Origin of the sequence: Polaribacter aquimarinus (assembly GCF_003129485.1) — a bacterium.
GTDB classification, from domain to species: Bacteria; Bacteroidota; Bacteroidia; order Flavobacteriales; family Flavobacteriaceae; genus Polaribacter; species Polaribacter aquimarinus.
Map to the genome: position 1 here is coordinate 466,786 of NZ_QFFG01000001.1, position 21,382 is coordinate 488,167.

The 21,382-nt window shown below is 33.1% G+C and carries 9 protein-coding genes; all 9 read right to left on the reverse strand.

The genetic code is table 11. From position 1 onward, the window contains the following. Nucleotides 1-10: 10 nt before the first annotated feature. Nucleotides 11-1,936: a hypothetical protein gene (locus tag DIS07_RS02135; protein ID WP_109403565.1), complete on the reverse strand. Its 1,926-nt coding sequence runs from the start codon at nt 1,934-1,936 to the stop codon at nt 11-13. A gap of 127 nt (nt 1,937-2,063) precedes the next feature. Continuing rightward, nucleotides 2,064-3,395: a sulfatase family protein gene (locus tag DIS07_RS02140; RefSeq protein ID WP_235869073.1), complete on the reverse strand. Its 1,332-nt coding sequence runs from the start codon at nt 3,393-3,395 to the stop codon at nt 2,064-2,066. A 21-nt stretch (nt 3,396-3,416) separates the two neighbouring features. Then, entirely contained in the window at nt 3,417-4,856 is a 1,440-nt protein-coding gene (locus tag DIS07_RS02145; protein WP_109403567.1) for a BNR-4 repeat-containing protein, read from the reverse strand. A 9-nt stretch (nt 4,857-4,865) separates the two neighbouring features. Then, complete coding sequence (locus DIS07_RS02150; protein ID WP_109403568.1) at nt 4,866-8,348, reverse strand: T9SS type A sorting domain-containing protein; 3,483 nt, start codon at nt 8,346-8,348, stop codon at nt 4,866-4,868. A 178-nt stretch (nt 8,349-8,526) separates the two neighbouring features. Further along, nucleotides 8,527-11,373: a glycoside hydrolase family 2 protein gene (locus DIS07_RS02155; RefSeq protein ID WP_109403569.1), complete on the reverse strand. Its 2,847-nt coding sequence runs from the start codon at nt 11,371-11,373 to the stop codon at nt 8,527-8,529. Nucleotides 11,374-11,405: 32 nt separating this feature from the next. After that, nucleotides 11,406-13,013, reverse strand: coding sequence for a UxaA family hydrolase (locus tag DIS07_RS02160; protein ID WP_109403570.1), 1,608 nt, complete (start codon nt 13,011-13,013; stop codon nt 11,406-11,408). Then, the gene (locus DIS07_RS02165; RefSeq protein ID WP_109403571.1) at nt 13,013-14,476 is read right to left on the reverse strand and encodes a tagaturonate reductase; all 1,464 of its coding nucleotides are present in this window, start codon (nt 14,474-14,476) and stop codon (nt 13,013-13,015) included. The genes DIS07_RS02160 and DIS07_RS02165 overlap by 1 nt, the downstream gene beginning before the upstream one ends. 12 nt (nt 14,477-14,488) lie before the next feature. Further along, nucleotides 14,489-17,986 carry a glycosyl hydrolase gene (locus tag DIS07_RS02170; RefSeq protein WP_109403572.1) on the reverse strand — a complete coding sequence of 1,166 codons (3,498 nt, stop codon included), beginning with the start codon at nt 17,984-17,986 and terminating at the stop codon, nt 14,489-14,491. A gap of 3 nt (nt 17,987-17,989) precedes the next feature. Further along, entirely contained in the window at nt 17,990-21,376 is a 3,387-nt protein-coding gene (locus DIS07_RS02175; RefSeq protein ID WP_109403573.1) for a glycosyl hydrolase, read from the reverse strand. Between the last annotated feature and the right edge of the window lie 6 nt (nt 21,377-21,382).

The following is a 21,382-nucleotide window of genomic DNA, read 5'->3' on the forward strand; positions in this document are numbered from 1 at the left end:
TATTTGAAATTTATACTACTTCAATAGTTATTTTTAAAGGAGTATCAAACTTTTTAAATTTTGCTATCAAAGGAACGACTTCTACGCCAGGTACCATATTAAAAATTCTATTTTTTGGAATGTCTTTGATTTTAATACCATAGTTAGACGTTATTTTTACTGTTCCTTTTGGTTTTTCTATCGTGATTTCGTTTGCTGAAATTTGATTTACTTTTTCTTCTTCTGGAGAAACTATAGGCAATACAAAAGCCGTTTTTTCTTTGATAATTTGTTTGGTTGAAACAGTTATTTCTAACTTTTCTACTGAACATATATAATTTAATTCAAAATCCGAAGCGGTTTCAACAACCACTTCTTTTGCTTCATTCTTTAACTGAACCTTGGCTTTATATTCAATTGTATTGACATCCTCTTTTGAAGTATATGTTGCCTCTAAATCAAACAAATTACTATACCAAACTGTTTCTTTAAAAGTTTCAATTCTTGGTGTTAACGCAAAATCTTCTCCTGGTTGAGGTTGTTGATTATACGCTTCTAACATTTTATAAATTGCAGTACTTGCTGTACAGAGCAAGCCAACTTTGTTATGATACAACAATCCAAGAGATGCTCCTGTTGCTTGCCTCACATCCTTTTTTTGACTATAAATAGAGTCATAAGCCGAGACTGTCCCTCTCCAATCTCCCTTTCCAAATAAAGAAACATCCAATTCTTCAAAATAAGTTTCTCCATCAGCAATAGTTCTAGGCAATGGTGCTGATTTGTCTATTTCCGGTAAATCATCCCAATGATCTAATAAAGTTGCCAATGGTTTGGCATGTGCAAAGGTATGATGCACACAAGGATGAATACCATGAGAGACATAATGTGGACCTCCATGCAATAATCCGTTATGAGTACATTGTCTTAAAAGTTCTGTATTTTTAAAAGTTGCTGTACCTAAAGCAGGATTATGGTTCGCTATAAAACTAAATGCTGGTTGCATACCATCGCTCGTTCTGCTGCCCCAATACGTCCACTTAAACATTCTGTTACCAAAACTATTATCAATACCACCATCTGGCAGAATAAACTGTAAATGCGAGTCTAAAGACTTTTTAAGTACCATTAATAATTCCTCATCTTTTTCTTCTATAGCATATAGCACCAAATTATTTAAAGACTCTTCTATATTATACCCTAAATCTATTCCTGATAAGCCTTTTGGACTCAATTTTTTCTTATCCTTACCTTGTATCTCACCAAATAAAAGCGCATTAGGTTCTGTAAAATGGCTTTTAACTTGAGTAACCAATTCTTTACTTCTATTTATATATTTTGAATTATTAAGTAATTTTCCAATTAAATTCAATGCATAAATAGTAGTTGCTCCATAATTGATATTTGACGCATCTACTTTATAAAATCGATTATAAACAAATTCGGTTGCTAACTCTAAACGTTTATACCATCGTCCACGAGTGCTTTCATCTAATAAATCGGCATGATATTTTAAAGTTTCGGCTAAAGCGATAGCTCCAAAAACGGTGGTACCATCCCATGATTTCGGATTTAAATCGTTGGTCCATGCCCCATCATCTCTGGTTACATTTTTACCCCATTCAAATGCCAAAATGCCAGCTTCTAGATACTTTTTATCTCCTGTAGCTTTTGCCATGTAAAAAAACGGATACACAGCATCCATTACTCTTGCATGAACAGTATCGCAAGCAGGACAATCCATGAGTCCATGAACTTTTGGATCAGATGGTTTTATTATTTGCGTTTTAATCATACCATCACACCAGTCTTTCAACAAATCAAATACCAGCGTTCTATATTCAGGAGAGTGAAATCCTTGCACTTCTTTAGTACAGGAGTTTAAAAGACTTGTTACTGATAATGATAAACCAATACCTGTTATGGTGGATAGCTGAATAAAATCTCTTCGCTTCATCTTAATGTTTCATTATTCCTTTAATGTCTAATTTCATATTCTAAAATACAAATTCTCCTGAGAAATTACATCTCATAAATTTTTTATTTATTTGAGTAACTCTTCAGGAGAAAAAATATTATTGATTTTATTCAGCTCTGAACGCTGCAATTTTTCCCTGTAAATCTTTAACTATTTCAGGGTGGCTTTCGGCTAAATTAGTCTTTTCAAAAGGATCTTTGTTGATATTAAATAACTGCACTTTTTCATTCTTCTTTCTAATAGGGTCTGGAACGATAATTTTATAAGGAGGAAAAATAGCCATATTATAAAACATGCTCTTTTCTATAGATTCGAAATCATGTGCATATACTTCTCCAAAAATACCTTTACGTTTATTTAGCTTTTCTGTATTTACAACACTAATTCCTGGTAAATTTTTAGGTTTCTCTATGTTTAAAATATCTAAAACTGTGGGTACCATATCTATACTACTTACAACTGTTTCTGTATCCATTTTAGGTTTTATTTTACCTGCCCATTTATACATAATTGGTGTACGAATTCCCATATCGTAAGGTGCACGTTTAGAATCTGACATATACCCACTTTTATCAGGGTTTTGTCTCCAACCATTATCACATACATACACAAATAAGGTGTTTTCTGTTAAACCTTTTTCTTCTATTAAATCGAATAACTGTCCGCAAGTTTCATCAAACCACTCTATCATTGCCCAATATTTTGCCAAATGCTCAGAGTCTGTTTTCTTTTTATATTTTTCGAACAAATGCTGTGGCGGGTTATGAGGTCTATGAGGTAAAAAAGGTGCATACCATAAAAAGAAAGGTTTCTTTTCTTTTAATGCTAAATCTACATAATTGTTGATGGTATCTAAACCTTCTCTTCCAATTTTAAGACCATAATCTCCATGTCTTCCTCCTCTTTTAGGATTTCCATGAGTCATACCATAATCAAAACCACCAACTTTATGGTTTCCATGCCACCATTTTCCTGTTTGAAAAGACAAATAGCCTTTTTCTTTAAGCATATCTGGAAGTGTCGATTGCTTTTCAAAAGCTGAAATAATAGGTTTGTAAGCTTCTGCTCTATTTTTTTGACTTGCTTTACGATCTCCTTTTACACGATCGTAAACTTTATCATTTCCTAAAATTCCGTGGTTTTTAGGATACAGACCTGTAATTATTGAAGCCAATGACGGTGAACATAGAGGTGTGGGTACATAACCTTTTGTAAAGGTTAAACTTTCGGAAGCGAATTTATCTATTCTTGGGGTTTCTATATTTTTATCGCCCATAAAACTATAATCAGTCCATGATTGGTCGTCTGATAAGATGAATACAATATTGGGTTGATTTTGCGCTTTACTAGACGTACTTTCTGTCTCTTTTTTAGTTTCTTTACCACAAGAAATTAAAATGCTTACAGCAAATATTACTATGGATATTTTTTTAATCATTTTCATTTTAGGTTAGATTTATTATTTTTTGGTTTGTTTTATTAATGGTTTTTCAAGTATCGTTTCTTTTTTATTTCGTTTTATTGGTCCATTATCTCCTACAAGATACATTTTTCTAAAATCTGAGCCTTCTTCTTTTTGCCCAACAATAATTCTAGCATCAGGATGTGGATTGTCAATAAGCGCAGATATTATAAAACCTGAATTTTCTCTACTTAAAAATACTTTGTTCTTTTTAAAAGACGCTCCTCCATCAAAACTATCCCATCTGCTTATTTCTCCAACATCATCGTTTGTTTCACTTTCTAAATAAATGCTGACTTCTTTTGCTGATGTTATTTCCAAATCTCCATTTCCTCTAGGCAAATCAGTATTCTTACTTTGCAGCCACTCTTGTCCATTCCATCTATAGTGCTGTAAGCGTTTTGGACCACTTCTTTTTGCACCAATATCTGGCCCAACCAACACAATAACTTGCGGATTCCCATTAGAATCTACATCCGCTACGCCTTGAAAAGTCCAATCGTTTGGTATCTTATTTACCAGTGCTTTTTCATCAGCCATTTCCTTAGTTAAAGGCATTTCTAAAGATTCATTTTTAACATTTTTCCAAATATCTTTTTTTGTATCAAAAACCATATAATACAAATTATGCCTTTCTGGAATGTGTCCTCTTGCATCTTGACTATTTTTGTTGTCTCTACAAATATGATAATCGAATGCTACAATAATATCATCTCCATTACCTTTATTTACCCAAGGATACCACGAATCTTCAGCTTCGATATTTTGCTGACGTTTATGTTTTAAAAACGAAACTGGCTCGTTGAAAGTAACTCCATTGTCTGTAGACTTTTGATATACCCAATTACTTCTATGTGCTCCATGACGATAAAACAAATAGATATCGCCATTATCCATTTTTACAAACTGACTGTAGGTACCAAATATGGAAATATTATCTAAGGTTTCCCAAGCAGAAATGTCTAAAGGTTTTTTAGAAACTGCATGTAGGTTTTTGCCATAATGATGATTTCCCAAAGGATTATTACCATCTGAGGGAGTTCCTCCATGACCTCCAAAAGCGATATGAATATAACCGGCATCATCAATAAGAATCGCGGGCTTACCATGATTATCTATCTTTTTCTTTCGATTTGGGTCTTTACCCATTTGGCTAACACCAGCTTTAAACGGACCTTTCCATTCTTTAGTCGTATGATTATAGGAAGCTACGTAAGGATCTTCTAATGCTCCTTGGTAAGCTACATAGGTAATCCCTTTGTGATAAACGCCAGAAGGATGTTGCACAATAGCCACTGCATTTCCAAAACCGTTGTCGGCAAAATAGTCTACCATTTGCTCCCCTTCATCATTATTTTGTAAATCTTTTTTAGTAGCCTTACAGCCTAATAGAATGAATCCTAAAAAAAATAAAATTATGTGTTGCTTATTCCTCATTAATAGTTATTATTTTACGATTAGTTTTTTTGTAAATTGATTTCCTTGTTCGCCTTGAACAACAATAAAATACATACCACTTGCCATTTTATGTTCTTGAGTATTAATCGTTAATTCGTTTTGAATCTTGTTATTCGTATAAACTCTTCTACCAAGAACATTATAAATACTTACGTTTTTCCAATTAGATTTATTCACTTTTACTGTAAATGAATGACTTGTTGGATTTGGAAATACATTTATATTAAATTTATCTTCATTTTGGATATCTGATACTGAAAGACTCTTTAATTTTAACTCAAAAGAATCTAAATCGAAACCAAAATTTAACATACTAAATCTCAACACATGTTTTCCAGCTTCCATATCAAATCTTCCAATAGATTCTGTTAAATATGCACCAGAGCCTGTATTGGTTAATATCACATCACTTAAAAATGTTTTATTTTCATCAGGGAAAGAAACTGTAAGTTGCTTAAATGCTGGACTTCTTCTTGTTTGATGTGTTACCTCTAATTCATAATTTCCTGCTTGGGTAACATCAATAGTATATTCTAACCACTCTCCATTTTTTATATCTCTCACAATTTGCCCATTAGTGCTAATATCTACCATTTCATTTGATCTAAAAGAAGAACTATTTTGATTTTTCTTATCCCAATATGCAATGTCGATTCCTCCATTATCATAATGTTCAAATTCTATTTTCCCAGGAACAGAATGTGGTTGATTATCTGGAGTATAAGCCCACTGATTAGGTGTTACAATAGTTAATGATCTTTCTACAACATTACCCTGTGCATCTTTAGCTTCAATTTTAAGCACATAGCTAAGTTCTGTTAAGTTTGTTAATTCAGGTATTGATGACCAAACAAATGGAGCTGCTGTTTTTTTACCAATATTGGTATTATTTACAAACAACGTAGCTTCAGTAAAATCTGTACCTACCAATGCTTCAACTGTTACATTTGCACCTTTAGCAAATTCTTGATTATTCACAAGATTTTTAAATCCAAGAACTCTACTATTATCAACTGCCACTTCAATAATCTTTTGTCCTTTATTTTCATCACCTACTTGTAAAGAATGTTCTCCAAAAGAAAGACTTTTACCTTCACCAATGTATAAAGTAATGAACGCTTTTTCAAGATCTTGTTCACGTCGTATAATTGCAAAGTGTCCCGTAAAATTGATACCTAAACTAGCAATACTAAGCACTTTTGTAGCATCTTCTTGTGTAAGGATATAATCTATAATGACCTTATCACCTATTTGACTCTCTACTTTAACTCCAACAATTACGTTATCTCTATATAAATGCTCAACAGATTTAACACTTGTATTTATAGATTTAGAAGGTTCAAAAATATGAACATACGGTTTATCCCAAGCTTCACCTTGTTGTCTTATAGCAAGTATTTGTGTTTTTTTATTTATGTATCCTCCTTTAGCTTCACGAGTTGCAGGTCCTAAAGCTTTAGTATATTCTCTAGAAACTCCAGATGGAGCAAACATATTCATATACGTGTTGGTTTCATTCAAATCGAAACGCACCTTTATTGCTGCATCTGTAGATTGTGTAACGTTGGTATCTTCGAAAAATCGCCAACCTGGAGATTTTTGTAAATCTCCGATGTCATTTTGATATCTGGTTGTTGGAGAAACCGCTAATTCTGTTCCATCCATTGTCATTACATTCGTTACATCACCTATATTATGATATATGTAATCATGAAAATTATTTTCGCCCAAAGATTTTGAACGGAACATGTCAAAATAATACCCTGTAGTTTCACTAGTTCTAATTGTACTTAAGGTTCTTTTTTGTTGATCATTATTTACTTTATCATCTAAGAATTGTGTAGCAAAACTAAAATTAGAGTTTATAGGATCTTCCAAATGTTTTGGTTCTGCAGCTTCATTAACGGTAGTGTTCATCCATAAATAAGAATCCGAATTCCAAGAACCAGGTTGAATACCGTGCGTAGTCCCGTTTACAATCATTGTATTATTTCCTGCGTGTCGCCAAAAATAATTTGTATGTTCTGGTAGTTTTCTTTCTGCAACTGTTTTGGGTAACCCCGCACCAGGAGCCATAATATAATTTGCTCCATACAATTCCATCGTAATTCCTGTAGCATGGGAATGCACATAATGTGCTCCTCCAATAATACCAGTAAGACCGTAATCTTCGTTATTTTCTTTTACTAAATTACGTTGCAATGCTACTCCTGCGTGTTTGATAATAACGGTTGGTTTTTCAAAATCAATTTCTCCATCTATAGTTTTAGGAATATCTTTTGCCCAAAATAATTGTTCAAAAGCATCTACGTTTTCATATGTACTTATTTTGATGTTTGGCGTATAACCTCCAACAGCATCATATCCCTGTCTTAAAGCTATTTCTGCTTTTTGAACATAATCGCTTAACCCCTTTCTTGATGCAAAATTGTGTGTATATCTGTAAATTTTTCTTGTTTGATCACTGTATCTTTTAGAATCGCCAAAACGTACAAAAGTTCTGTTAGGATGCCTTAAGTTATCAAATAGAAAATTTCCGTCTAATATTTTTGTGTAATTGTTCAAAACGTTCAATTCTGGTTTCAAACGATCCACTATATTGAGTACCATAGTTACATTGGGCATAAAACTATAGCTTATAGGCTCTGGCCAAATACCTTGATCTCCAAATATTGGTAAAATTGTTTTGGTAAAAGAATTTTGACGTTTTGTTCCTGCGTTCCAGAAAATGTTAAACAATCTTTCTCTTTCAGCATCATTCTCTACACAAAGTATGGTAAATAAAGAACCAGGAGCTGTCAATATAGGATGGTTACTTACTACTCTACCATATCTATTGTCTTGCCCTGTAAATTCTCCTAGTGCATTTACTGCAATATTGTGTACAGCTTTTTGCGCCTTTACGTTATCAAAAGAAATTTTATTTCCTGAAGATTTTTGATACACTTTGGTTTCCGGTTTCTTTAAATAATTAACCATAAAATCATATGCAATCGCAAATTGCAAATACCCAGTTCGAGGATCTGCAAAATAATTACCACTCATAGCAGTCTTATCTGGTGTTCTTGGGGCAAGTTCTTCTATGTAATACCATAAAACATCTGCAGCAAATTGAGCATATTTCTCTTCTCCAGAAATATAATACATCAGGGCAGCATATGATGCGTAATTTAAAATTGAAGCATGTCCTGAAATGGCAGAACCTGCATTTGCTTCAGAAATATTATCGTCTGCTGCTAATGCTGGAATAGTATTTAAAAATGCTGCTGGATTGGAAATATGAGCATTTACTTTAGCGTCTACAAGCCCTCTTACTTGGGATACAATGGTACTTGCCCAAGCATAATTTTGAATTTTTTGTAAAATTGCTGGTTTTTCAGCTGCAGTAGTCCAAATAACAGGATGTTCTAAGGATTGCGCAGACATAAACAACACCTTAAATAAAAATAATCCAAAGAGTATTTTTTTCATTTTTTTTGATTTAGTTTATTTATTTAATTCTAGTTTTATAATTACTGATTTTGATACACTTACAGTAACTAGTAAAAAAACTTACTAATTTGTAACTTTTAAACTGATGCTTCCATCAATAAAACTGACTTCATCTATTTGATGATCAGTATTTTTTACAGATATTTAAGTAAACTTTTTATTCTATTGATATTTTAAAAATTCTATTATCGTTTTTAGCATTATTCCAATTTACAAATAAGGACACCGAACCTGATAAGGATGTATTTATTTTAGTTGGTTGCGCATCAGGTCCGAACTCCGTTGGCCTTTTCCATTTTGATCCTACTGCAGGAATCGCATTAAAAAAATAAAACCCCTCCTTTTTTGGGTATTTCCAACTTGCCATTTTTGCATTTTCACCATTTATAGGATTTAAGACACCTAAAATCACATCACTATTATTCTGAAAACCTACAGACACATTATCATCCATATAAAACACAGCCCACTTCCAAGGTGCAAAACACCCTTCAAATTCTGGCTGATTGTAAACTTCTCCAGGAATATTTATCTTTTTTTCTACTGCATGTACATCATAAATACCTCCCTCTAAACGATTCTTCCATACTCTTGTAGGGCCTTCTCCTAGCCAACGTTTACTTTTTATTGTTTTAGCATTTACTTCCATACCAATTCCAGCATATTCATAAATACCTTTTTTGACAGAATATGTATAGTCCAATTTTAATTCTCCTGAATGTTTGATCGTCCATCTAATAGATTCAAAACCATTTTGGTTTTTACTTTCAATAATAAAATGATCTTCTTCATTTTTAATTGAAGCTTTTATCGAAAGCTCCTTATTATATTTCACTTTTAGCGTGTCAGCCCTTTTTATATCAACAAAAGGGAAATTTTTAATACTCGTTGCTTTTCCTTTTACAGCTAGTGTTTTTAAAATCCCTGTATATTCATCAAACAAAATTGTGGTCTCACCGATATAAAAAAGAAACGGATTCTTTTCGTCTTGGATTACTTTATTTTGTACTGATGTTTGAAAAAAGACTGTTTCTTTTTCAAGAAGTAATCGTTTCTCATGGACTAACAGCCCTTTATTATCAAAAACTTCAATAGTTAACGCGTCGAATTTAGGGAGATTATCTGGTAACACTATCCTTAAGTCTCCTGCACCTCCAGGTACAATGCTCGGCATACTTACTTTTCCAGTTGCTACGGTTCTAAATCCTGGTGCCGATGTATTTGGGGTTTCAAAAGCTATAAGTTTCCATTTGACTTTGCATTCATTTAAATTCACAAAATCAAACTTATTCTCAACAGTCAGTTTGCCATTAAAACTTGATGTTATTTTATCTTCTTTAATACGAACTGGAGACCATATTTCTCTGACTGCATAATAACTTCCATCTTTTTCTCCATTGGGTCCAACAATACCATCCGGTGCATTATTTCCTTGATGAAAAGGCTGATTGTTCATATCGGTTCTTCTCAAACCTTCATCAAAAAGTGCCCAAATCATCAAACCGCCACCCACTTTAGATTTCTCAATAGCATCCCAGTATGTTTTTAAATTTGCTCCTCCTCCTCCATCATAAAGTGCATGTAAAGCTTCATTTGGTAATACAATATGATTTTCTCCAAAGAGTCTTTGTTTTAATAAATCATAAGATGGATAAAAATTGGTTTTTATAATATCGAAATCAGGAGAATAGTTTTGATAAATGTCGCCTGTTTTAGTTTCATTTTTTAAAGGACGTCGTTTTTGTATGTCCCATTTAAAAAAATCTTCATCAAATTTAGGATTGTGAGCCAAATGGTTACCATTACTCCAAAGTACTACCGATGGATGATTGACATCTCTTACCACCAGTTCTTTTACGATTTTTTCACCAATAGTATCTGGATAAGGATGCCTCCAACCAGGCAATTCATCCATTGCCATAAGTCCTAAAGAATCACATAAATCTAAAAACTCAGCATCTGGAGGGTAGTGACAAATACGCACGGTATTAAAGTTCATATCCTGCATCAACTTAAGATTATCCAGCATATCTTGCTTCGTTAATGTACGTCCTGTTTCTGGTCTGAAACTATGCATATTCGCACCCTTTAACAATATACGTTTGCCATTTAAATAAAAGCCATCATGGTCTCTTACTTCAAAAGTTCTAAATCCAAATTTTTGTTTATAGCTATGTAATGTTTTCTTTTTTTGTTTTAATGTAACCTCAACATTATACAGATTTGGGTATTCATGAGACCATAATGCAACATCTTTAAGAGTCACTTCTAAATGACCTTTATTTTTTGAAATTTTTCCAGAAAATGACTTCCCTACTTTTTGATTATTACTGTCGTAAATTTGTGCTGTTAATGATACATTTTCTTTAGAAGCATCTGTAAATACATCCATTTTAAAATCGCCATTCATTTGGGCATCAATAGCAACACGATCTATAAAATTTGTGGGTAATTCTTCAATATAAACGGGTCTAAAAATGCCTCCAAACAACCAGTAATCTGCAATACGTTCTGCTTTTACAACTTGTGGATGTGTTGCTGGTTTCAATACTTCAACTTCCAAAAGATTGTCTCCTGTTTTTAAAAAATTAGTGATTTCATATTTAAACTCTGTAAAACCACCTACATGTGTTTCTCCTATTTGTTGTCCATTTAAAGTAACTGTAGTTTCTGTCATGGAACCCTGAAACACAATAAAATAACGTTTGTCTGATTTTAAATTGAATTTAAAATTATGACGATAAAACCCAATTTCAGGTTTTGTTTTATAATCTTTATGATCTTTACCATAGGTATAATAACCAAAGCCTTTGGTTTCCCAATTTGATGGCACGGGTATAGTAGTCCAATAACCGCTATTGCGTCCTTCAGACATTTTAAATTCCCAATCTACAGCTGTATTGGCATAAGTACCGGATAAATAGGTTTTAGTTTGTGATTTAAGGCTAGTTATGATAAAGCAAAACAACAGTACCCCAAATAAATTCTTTAACTTAATATTCATTGTATTACTTTTAATTTATTGTCTTTAACGCTTTATAATGACATGCCTCTTTTCCAAGGAATAAAATCGTGTTGTCCTAATAATTTAGCTTTCGTAATTATATTACCACTTGCTACTTCTATAATAAAATCCAGCATTTCTTCTGCCATTTCATTAATTGTTTTTTCGCCACGTAGTACAGCTCCTGTTTCTATATCTATGATATCCGGCATTTTATTTGCCAATTCTGTATTAGAGGATACTTTTATTACGGGTGCAATGGGATTACCAGTTGGGGTACCTAATCCTGTTGTAAACAACACCAAGTTAGCACCTGCACCTGCTAAAGCAGTTGTACTTTCTACATCATTTCCGGGTGTACATAGAAGGTTTAATCCTGATTTGGATAAATATTCTCCATAATCTAAAACATCCTCTATGGGAGAAGACCCTCCTTTTTTAGCTGCCCCAGCAGATTTCATTGCATCTGTAATAAGACCATCTTTTATATTTCCTGGAGACGGGTTCATATCAAAACCAGATCCTGCGTCTATAACCGATTTTTCAAAGGCTTTCATTAGCTTTAAAAACTTCTCAGCATCTTCTTCATGTACGCATCGGTTCACCAATTCTTGTTCTACCCCGCATAATTCAGGGAATTCCGCTAAAACCGCAGTTCCGTTTAAAGCAACCAGCATATCAGACACCATCCCTAAAGTGGGGTTAGCAGAAATACCTGAAAAACCATCGGAGCCTCCACATTCTAGTCCTATGCGTAATTTTGATAGTGGTACTGGGCTTCGTTTGATATTATTAGCTTCTCTTATAGCGATAAAAGACTCTTTTATAATGGTAGATAACATATCATCTACAGTCCCCATTTGTTGCTGTTCGTAAATTAAAACAGGTTTCTCTAAATTAGGATTTATGGCATGTAATGCTTCTTTAAAAATACTTATTTGTAAGTTTTGACAGCCCAAACTTAATACGGTTACTCCTGCTACATTCGGGTTATTCACATACCCTGCTAATAATTTTGCTAAACTCTCGGAATCTTGACGAATACCACCACAACCACCAGAATGCGTTATAAACCTCACATCAATATTATCAAAAACTCTAGTCGATTTTTCTTCTTGCTCTACAACTTCTGTTCCTGAAATTAATGCCTTTAATAGGTTTTGATGCGGATTATTTTTATGTTCTAATAGTTCTTTATCAAAGATCTCTTTTAAGGTTTCTATATTTCTGTTCTCACAAAAAACAAGAGGAAAAAACAACCACACGTTTTCTGTACCAACTTGTCCGTCTGCTCTATGGTAACCTAAAAATGTTTTGTCTTTCCATTTCTCAACATTAGGTGCATTCCATCCTAAAGATTCGGTTTTACCAGAAACTTTTTCACTTTGATGCTTTACATTTTCTATTGTCAATACCTCTCCTACGTTTATTGGTGCTGTGGCTTTACCTACTAAAACACCATACATTATGATTTTATCACCAACATTAAAGGGTTTTAAAGCAACCTTATGCTTAGACTCTGTAGCTACTATAACTTTTACGGCAGTATCCTGACAAAAAACCGTTGCTCCTGCTTCTAGGTCTACCAAAGCAACCGCTACATTATCTAGTGTATTTACTTTTATTAATTTTTCTTTCATTATACGTCTTCAAATTGTTTAGAAAAATTAACAAAACCTTGTTCTACTCCATTAGCATTTATTTCTATCAAAGCTATTGCTAAAGTATTTGTGAGACTTGAGACTTCATTTAAATCTTGTCCCCAATATTCTTCTATAGTTAAAACTGTTTTTACAATTTCTAAGTAATTATCAGATTCCCATATTTTAGAAAATTTCGCTTCTATATCATTACTATCTTGTACAGGTAACACTGCACCTTTCCAATTTCCTTTATAAAATTGAATTAAACAGGCAAAAGCAAAAGTTAAATGTATTGGTAATTTATTTTTAATTTTCACATACTCTAACAGACTTGGCAATACTCTAACTTTAAATTTTGACACCGTATTTAAAGCAATACTTGATAAATTGTGAACTATAAAAGGATTTCTAAATCTATCAAAAACTTCTTCAGCAAAACTCTCTAACTCTGCCTTATCCATATCTAAAGTTTCTATAATTTCACTAAAAACAGCTTTATGTATAAATGCTCCTGTAAATGAATTATCTATCGTTTCTTTTACGGTTGTATTACCATATAGCAAAGAGAATGGCACCATACTGGTATGTGCTCCATTTAAAATTCTAACCTTTCTGGTTCTATAAGGTTGCATATCCTTTACAATCTTAACATCTAAAGTGGTTTTATTAAATGGTAATGCTTTTTGTAATGACTCTCCTCCTTCTATAACCCAAAGAAAAAACGTTTCGGCAGCAACTATTAAGTTATCTTTATATTCTAATTGGTTATTATAATTTTCAATATCATTTCTTGGGTATCCAGGTACAATACGATCTACCAAAGTATTGTGAAATGAATTACATTCTAAAACCCATGTTTTAAATTTCAAGTCTAAATCCCAATTTTCAATGTATTGTAATATAATTTCCTTAAGTGTTTTTGCATTGTAATTGATCAGCTCGCAAGGAATTATTTTTAATCCTTTTGTGGTATCTCCATTAAAGTGCTTGTATCGTTCGTATAAAAACACAGTTAGTTTTGCAGGAAAAGAACTTGGCGGTTGCATTTCTAAAGTATCTGCTTCTCTATAAGCAATACCTGCCTCGGTGGTATTAGATATAACAAACTCTAAGGTATCTTCTTTAGCTAAACTAAGATAGTCTTGAAAATCGGTATAGGGGTTAACTCCTTTTACAATATTTTTTATTAAAGAAATATCTTGAATTTCTTGTCCCTTTGTTATGCCTTTCATAAAAAGCGTATACAAGCCTTCCTGATCATTTATTAGGTTCACCATACCATTTTCGATAGGTTGTACTATGACGATACCCGCATTAAAATTAGCGGCTTTATTTAATTCTTGAAATGCATACCCTACAAATGCGCGTAAAAAATTCCCTTCTCCAAATTGAACGATTCGTATTGGCGATTTTTCTTCTAAATTTAAATTTGCTCTATTTAAATCTTGCTTTGTATTCATTATTTATACTATCTATTTTAGTGGCTTTACTTTATAGATATTAATTTTCACAGGCCCTAATAAACCAGACATTTTTAATGCATCATTTTTTTTCCAATGTTTCCAAGAGGAAAAGGTTTTTCTTTTGGAATCACGAGATTCTGGATTTGACAACCAACTAGGAAGTGCCTTGGTTTTATTACCTCGGCGCTGGTAATCTAAAGGTTCTTTTTCATCACCAATTAAGCGGTTTACCCATAAATTCGTGATTTTTATTTTTAAAGTATTGTTACCTTTTTTTACATAATCATCAATAGCGACTCTAAAAGGTGCTTTCCATAAGGTACTTACCTTTATATCGTTTATAAAGACTTCGGCTACAATAGCTACACTTCCTAAATCCAATTCAAAAGCATTCTCTTTACATAAATGTTTTTTAGATAGAGTGAATTCTTTTTCATAAATCGCAGTTCCTGAAAAATGCTGAATTTCTTCTTCAGTTACTTCCGACCAAGATGATAATGTTTTAAAATGCTTTTTTAGTGCTGGACCGTTTTTTAAAGGAAATGTAACGTCCCAATTTTCAGACAGTTCTTTTGGTTGTGGAACCTTAACCTTTATTTGTTTAGATTTTCCTGATGCCTTTGTATACGACAAACTTCCAGAAAAAGGTGTTTTCCAAATGGTATTGCCTTTTATTTTATAAATTTCTGATGAAGGTATAGATCTATTTAAATTCAAAAAATTGCCTTCAGGGATTATAGCAGTTCTTGAATTACCATCGGTTTCAAATGTGATTTTCAGAAAATTATTAGCATTTTTTAATGCTTTTCCATTTACCAATTCATCTGAAATTTTGATATTCAAGTTTCCAGAAGTCACTTGTTTTTCGATGTCTTTGGTAACATCAAAAGCTTCAAAATTTTTAGGCACACCTTTGGTTTCTGCTTTAAATTTACCAAATACCGCAGAAATTATTTTGAGGGGTTGATTGCCTGCATCAATTTTAACAAACTCTCTTTCTTCGGCATGAATGTGTTCTACTTTATCTCCAATTTGATATTCCATTCGAAACTCTTTTACATAGCCCATTGCTGGATCACAATCGCAAAATCCTCTAGACATCTGAAAATTTAATGCTCCACCATTTACCTTTGCAGCTACTTTATCCGTAATATCTACTAAACCTTCTTGTAAAAAATTACCATATTCTGCTTTTATGATTTTTAAGTTAGATAAAGGTGTTGGTTTTGGTTTTGGTTTTTCTAATTTTACATCAGCATTTACAATGTGATTTTTATCTTCTGAATTTTCTTTAAAAATGACAAAAATGGATTGTTCACTATCTAAATTTAAAGGAATACTTATGGTTCCATCTTCATTACTTTTCCAAACAGCTACTTTTTTTATTTCGCCAGTTTCTGCATTCCATAGTTCAGGTTGTTTGTCTTCTACTTTAAATCTTCCAACAATTTCTCTGCTTTCTTTTTTTGTATTGGCGATAAAAAAAATGTCTGCTTCTGCTGTTTTTCTGTGAATAAAACTGATGTCGTCTTTACTGCCATTTTCAACTGAAAAATCTGGTATAATTTTATTTTCTTCTAAAAATTGATTGATTGAAATATCTTTTATCGAATTAGAATCCCAAAGTTTTTTAGCAGTATTTTTAATAACAACATCGTTCTGAAGATAATTCGTTAAACTTGGAGATTTTTTTGGTCTTTTCCCAATAATTTTGGCTCCATCTTTAACCAAAGCCTCTATTATTTTTAAGGTTTTAGGCGTTATCCAATTGCTCTCTGGTAAAAGCAATACTTCATAAGCTACACCAAATTTCGTAACGATTTTTCCATTTTTCACAGATAATTCTGCTAGTTTATTAGCTCCAATTAAATCATAATCATAACCAGATTTCTTAAGTTCTGGTAATAAAAAGGCTGTATTTGGAGAAGAATCTCCAGTAAACACCAATACATCTGCAACATTAGTACCTTGTTGTAATAAATATTGCGATTTGGCGATATAATCTAAATACGATTTGCTTTGTGTCCACCAAGTATTCAAACGGTTTAAATCAAAACCGTGATAACTTAGCGCCATGCCTGGTCCAATATCCCAAGGTTGATGCACGTATGTATGAAATATAAAACGGGTTATGCCTTCTGCCCAAGCTTTATCACCAATAGATTTTATAGTTGCTGGGTGTTTGTCCCAACCACCAATTCCTGTAAAGGATTCTGCACCAACAATACTACTTCCGTTTAAATGAGCAATAGAAGACACAAATTTTGACGAGTCAAAAAATGGATAACCACCACTCCAAAACTCGCACATTACTATGTCTCCTTTGGCTCCAACTTGCATATTATCAAAAGGTCCCCAATAAGGCTCTACAGAAAATTTTAGTTTGTTTTTATAGCACAATTCTGCAAAATGTCCATAGTAGTTTTCAGCAATTAAATCGCCAATAGTTCTTCTAAAATCCCACTGAAAACGTTCTGTAATTTCTCCACTTTCTACATAATAGCCCGCCAAAGTTGGCAAATATGAAGTTAAATTATATCCTCTTAATTTTTGAAATTCATCTTCAAAACCAGAAGTCCAATTTTGAGAACCTACTTCGTAACTATCAATCAAACAATTTTTTACAGTTTCTCCAACTAAATCTTCTAATTTATTTAAAATGGGCTGTACACCTTTGTTCCAATAATCATCTAAAGCAGCTGTAGACATTTTATCAACTTCAAAACCGTGTCCACCATCTACAGCTGGTCTATTTTTTGCACCATTTGGCGTATGTCCTATTCGTAGAATTACCCATTCTCCTTTAGGTACTTTCCATTCTAAAATACCATTTTCAGAAAATTTAGACGTAATGTCAATGATACTTTCCTTTTGTATAATGGCTGCATTTGGAATTTCTTTGGTATCTGGCAACAAATGATTTCTGATTCTATCTGATAATATTTTATAATCTAAGCCATCAATTTTCACAGATGCCTTAGGCTTTGGAAACGCCAAAACAGCGATATCTTGGTAATAACTGAATTTGGTTTTTGGCTTAGGGATTTGACCTTTAAATTCTTGTTCTCCATCAACAATAAGCTCACTAAAAACTACAGTTTGCATTGCATTTTCTTCGGTAACCCAGGGACCACCAGAAGAAGACCAACCAGCGCTGTTATGAAATGCCAATTCTAAATCTAAACGTTTTGCTTCTGACGCTGCAAAGTGAAATAAATCTAGCCATTCTTCACTTAAATAGGTAATTCCGCCTTTTGGAAAACCCAAATGCACATTGAATAATTGCGCTTCTTGAATGCCAACAGACTTCATTGCTTCTAAATCTTTTGTGATGCCTGATTTTGAAACATTTCCACTAATCCAATGCCACCAAGTTCTGGCTTTGGCTTGATTTGGTGGGGTTTGAAATCCCGCTTCTAAAGTTAGGGTTTGTTTCTCTTTTTCTAAAGACGGATTATTACACCCAAAACATAAAAAGAGTATCCCTAAAATAACTAGTTTTTTCATTGCTTATTTTCTTTTTATAATTTTTGAAGTAGTAATTGTAACAGGTCCTAACAAACCAGATGGTAATAATTTATCTGTTGCTTTTTGAAACGAATAGGCACTAAATGTTGTTCTCGGTCCTTCTGGAAGTGGCTCATTATTTCTAAACCACTCTGGCATTTTTATCATATCGCCTCTAAAATCTGAAGGTCCAAAACCTGGACTACCTCGTCTTATATCATAACCTGCTTGGTTAGGTAACTTTTCATCACCAATTAAACGATTAGTCCATTGGTTGGTTACCTCAATAACTAACTCATTTTCGCCTTCTTTTAAGGCTGAAGTTACATCAAGATTGTAAGGTGCTAGCCAACTTACCCCAATCTCTTTTCCATTAAGCATTACCTTTGCAATAACATGAACTGCTCCAAGGTTTAACGTAAACGCTTTATCTTCTTGTAAAAACCCTTTTTCTATATTAAACTTTGTTTGATAAATAGCTGTACCTGAATAATGCTTAATACCTTCTTCTTTGTGGGTTGTCCAATCAAATAAATTAGTTGTTTTTATTTGTGCTTTGTGATGATCTTGTTCGCGAAAATCGATGGTCCATTCGTTATCAATTGCTACAGGATTAGGAATATCAGTAACGTTTATATTCCATTTTTCAGTATTGTTAATTAAGCTTGAATAGTTTCCGTTTTCGAAAACTTCCATTTTCAATTTTTGGTCTTTTTGATTTACTGAAAACAAAGGTTTTTTTGAAGCATTTGTTTCAATAGCAGTAATTTTAGTCGCTTTTTTTGAAGACTTTTGAAACACGACAAACACCGATTCTTGTGGTTTTAAATCAATGGACACATTTGTTCTTCCATCTTTATGAGAATAGGCTGCCAATTCAACAATTTCGCCACTAGTACTTTTCCATAATTCTGGCACTTTTCCATCAATTAAAAAACTACACTCTAAAGTTTCAGATTCCGTTAAATTATGATTGTAGATAAAATAAATATCTTCATTTTCAGTTCTTCTGTGGTAATAGTTAAAATCGGGTTGCCCCTTAACAATGAGGTCTTTTTGAATGTTATTTGTTTTGAAAATGTTTTCCCATTCAAAATCAGTATAAGTTTTTTTACTTGACCAAATCGCTTCGATTAATTCGTTAAACGTTTCTTGATTTTCCTGTGATTTTTGATAACCTCCTAAACGTTTCGGTTTTTTCCCGATAATAATTGCGCCTTGTTTACTTAATTCCCAAATACCTTTTACGGTTGCAAAAGTCATTACATCAGTATTAGGCAAAACCAAAGCATTGTACGTAATACCATTAGGTAATTTCAACTTGCCGTTTTCTACCGTTAATCGTTTTACAATAACTTCAGCATTTACACAATCGTATTTATAAGCTTTAGGCAATTGTGGTTTAATTTGTTTACGATGTATCACATGATTTGGAGCTCTATCTCCAACAAAAAATAACAAATCTACTACTGGATTTCCTTGACGTAACATGTACGAACCTCTTGCCAAATAATTGAACCACTCTGGCCCTGCATTGTCCCACCACGTTTGCGTTCTATCTATGTGAGAACCTACAAAACTCATAGACATGCCTGGTTCTACATGGGTATTGGATTGGTGTGCAAAACGATGAAACATATATTCGTTAATACCGTTTGTCCACTCGTAATCGCCTTTTTGTTTGGCTAACGCTGGATGAAAACTCCAGTTTAATTTGGTGCTTGTAAAAGCTTCCGCAGAAATGACATTTTTCCCATAAATATGTCCTGATGACACGGCTGCTCTTTTATGATTGTTTGGTTTCCCCAACCAAAATTCTCCCATAGGAATATCTGCACTTCTACCTGCGTCTAAACTATTAAAAGGCCCTACAAAACCGTAAGGTTCTATATAAGACAACAATCCATCTTCGTGACATAATTCTGTGAAGTAATCGAAATAATTGGTTACCATTAAATCGCTAACCAAACGTTTCATATCCCAAAACACATCTTCTACTGTTGCTACATCTTCTACATATTTACCTGCAAATAATGGTAAAAAGGGCACAAAATCATAGTTGTATTTCTCTTCAAATATAATTTCCATGTCGTCTGTCCAATTTTGTGGCCCTACTTCATAACTATCAATTTCTACATATTGCAAAGCATTTGGAGCATCAATTTTGGCTTGTTTTACCAATTTACCCACAAAAGCATCATAGTGAATTTTTAAAGCTTTTTTACTGAATTTATCAATCTCTAAACCTGTTCCTGCATCAGAAGCAGGCTCGTTTGTTGCTCCAGAAGCTGTAAAACCAAATCGCATAATGGTCCAGTTTCCTTCTGGTAAACTCGTTTTTAAAACACCATTATCGTCCATTTTATCAGTTAGTACGACAATGTCTTTTTTATGAATAAACGTTTCCTTATCAGGGTTTCCTGTAGGTCGTTTGCGTCTTCTGTAGGAAGTAAATTCTAGTTCGTTTCCCAAGCTATAATTCGCTGAAAGTTTCATTTCATAAATACCAGTATCTAAGTCTGTAACCAATCTAAAATAGCGTGCAGTAACAGCTTTAAACTGTTCTTTAAAATAACATTCATCTTTTCCAATACGTTCTTCATTGGGTTTACGAACTATAGTGAAATGTATACCATCGTCTGATTTTAACAAACTAAATCTTCCTTTTCTTTTATTGATAAAAATAGACAACGAACGTATGGTATGTGGTTTACCATAATCGAACTGAACCCATTCTTTTTGCTTTAAATCTGCATGCGTATTGGTTTGTTTATCGGTTGCTAATTTTGGATTAAACGCCTTATCTGAAGAAGTAATTATAGGCTGCACTTCTGCGTCTATTAATTCTGTTTTTAATGAAGGATAAGCAACCACAGCAATATCTTTATAGAAATTGTGTCTTGAAGGTGGTTGTGCAAGTTTGGTATTTATTTGACCTCCCTTTACAATCTGCTCACTATGTACCACAACTTTCATGGCGTTTTCTGGAGTAACCCAAGGGCCACCACTAGACGTCCATCCATCGCAGTTATGCACACCAAAACTCAGTCCTAATTTTTCGCACTCTTTGGCTGCGTGTGTTAAAATATCTCTATGTTCTTGCGAATTGTATTTTACATCGCCTTCTGGCAAACCCATAGAAACATTAAATACCAAAACACCTCCAATACCCGCTTCTTTAATGGCTTTTAAATCTTTAGTAAACCCTTCTTTAGACATGTTATCACTATTTACATGATACCAAGTTCTCGGTTTTGATTCGTCAGGCGGATTTTGAAATCCTTTTGCTAATTCTTTTGTTGTTTTTACTTCCTTTTTAATGTTTTGACATTTTACTGTAAAAACAAGCGTGAATAGTATTAGTGTATAAAACAAAACTGTCTTTTTCATACTTTT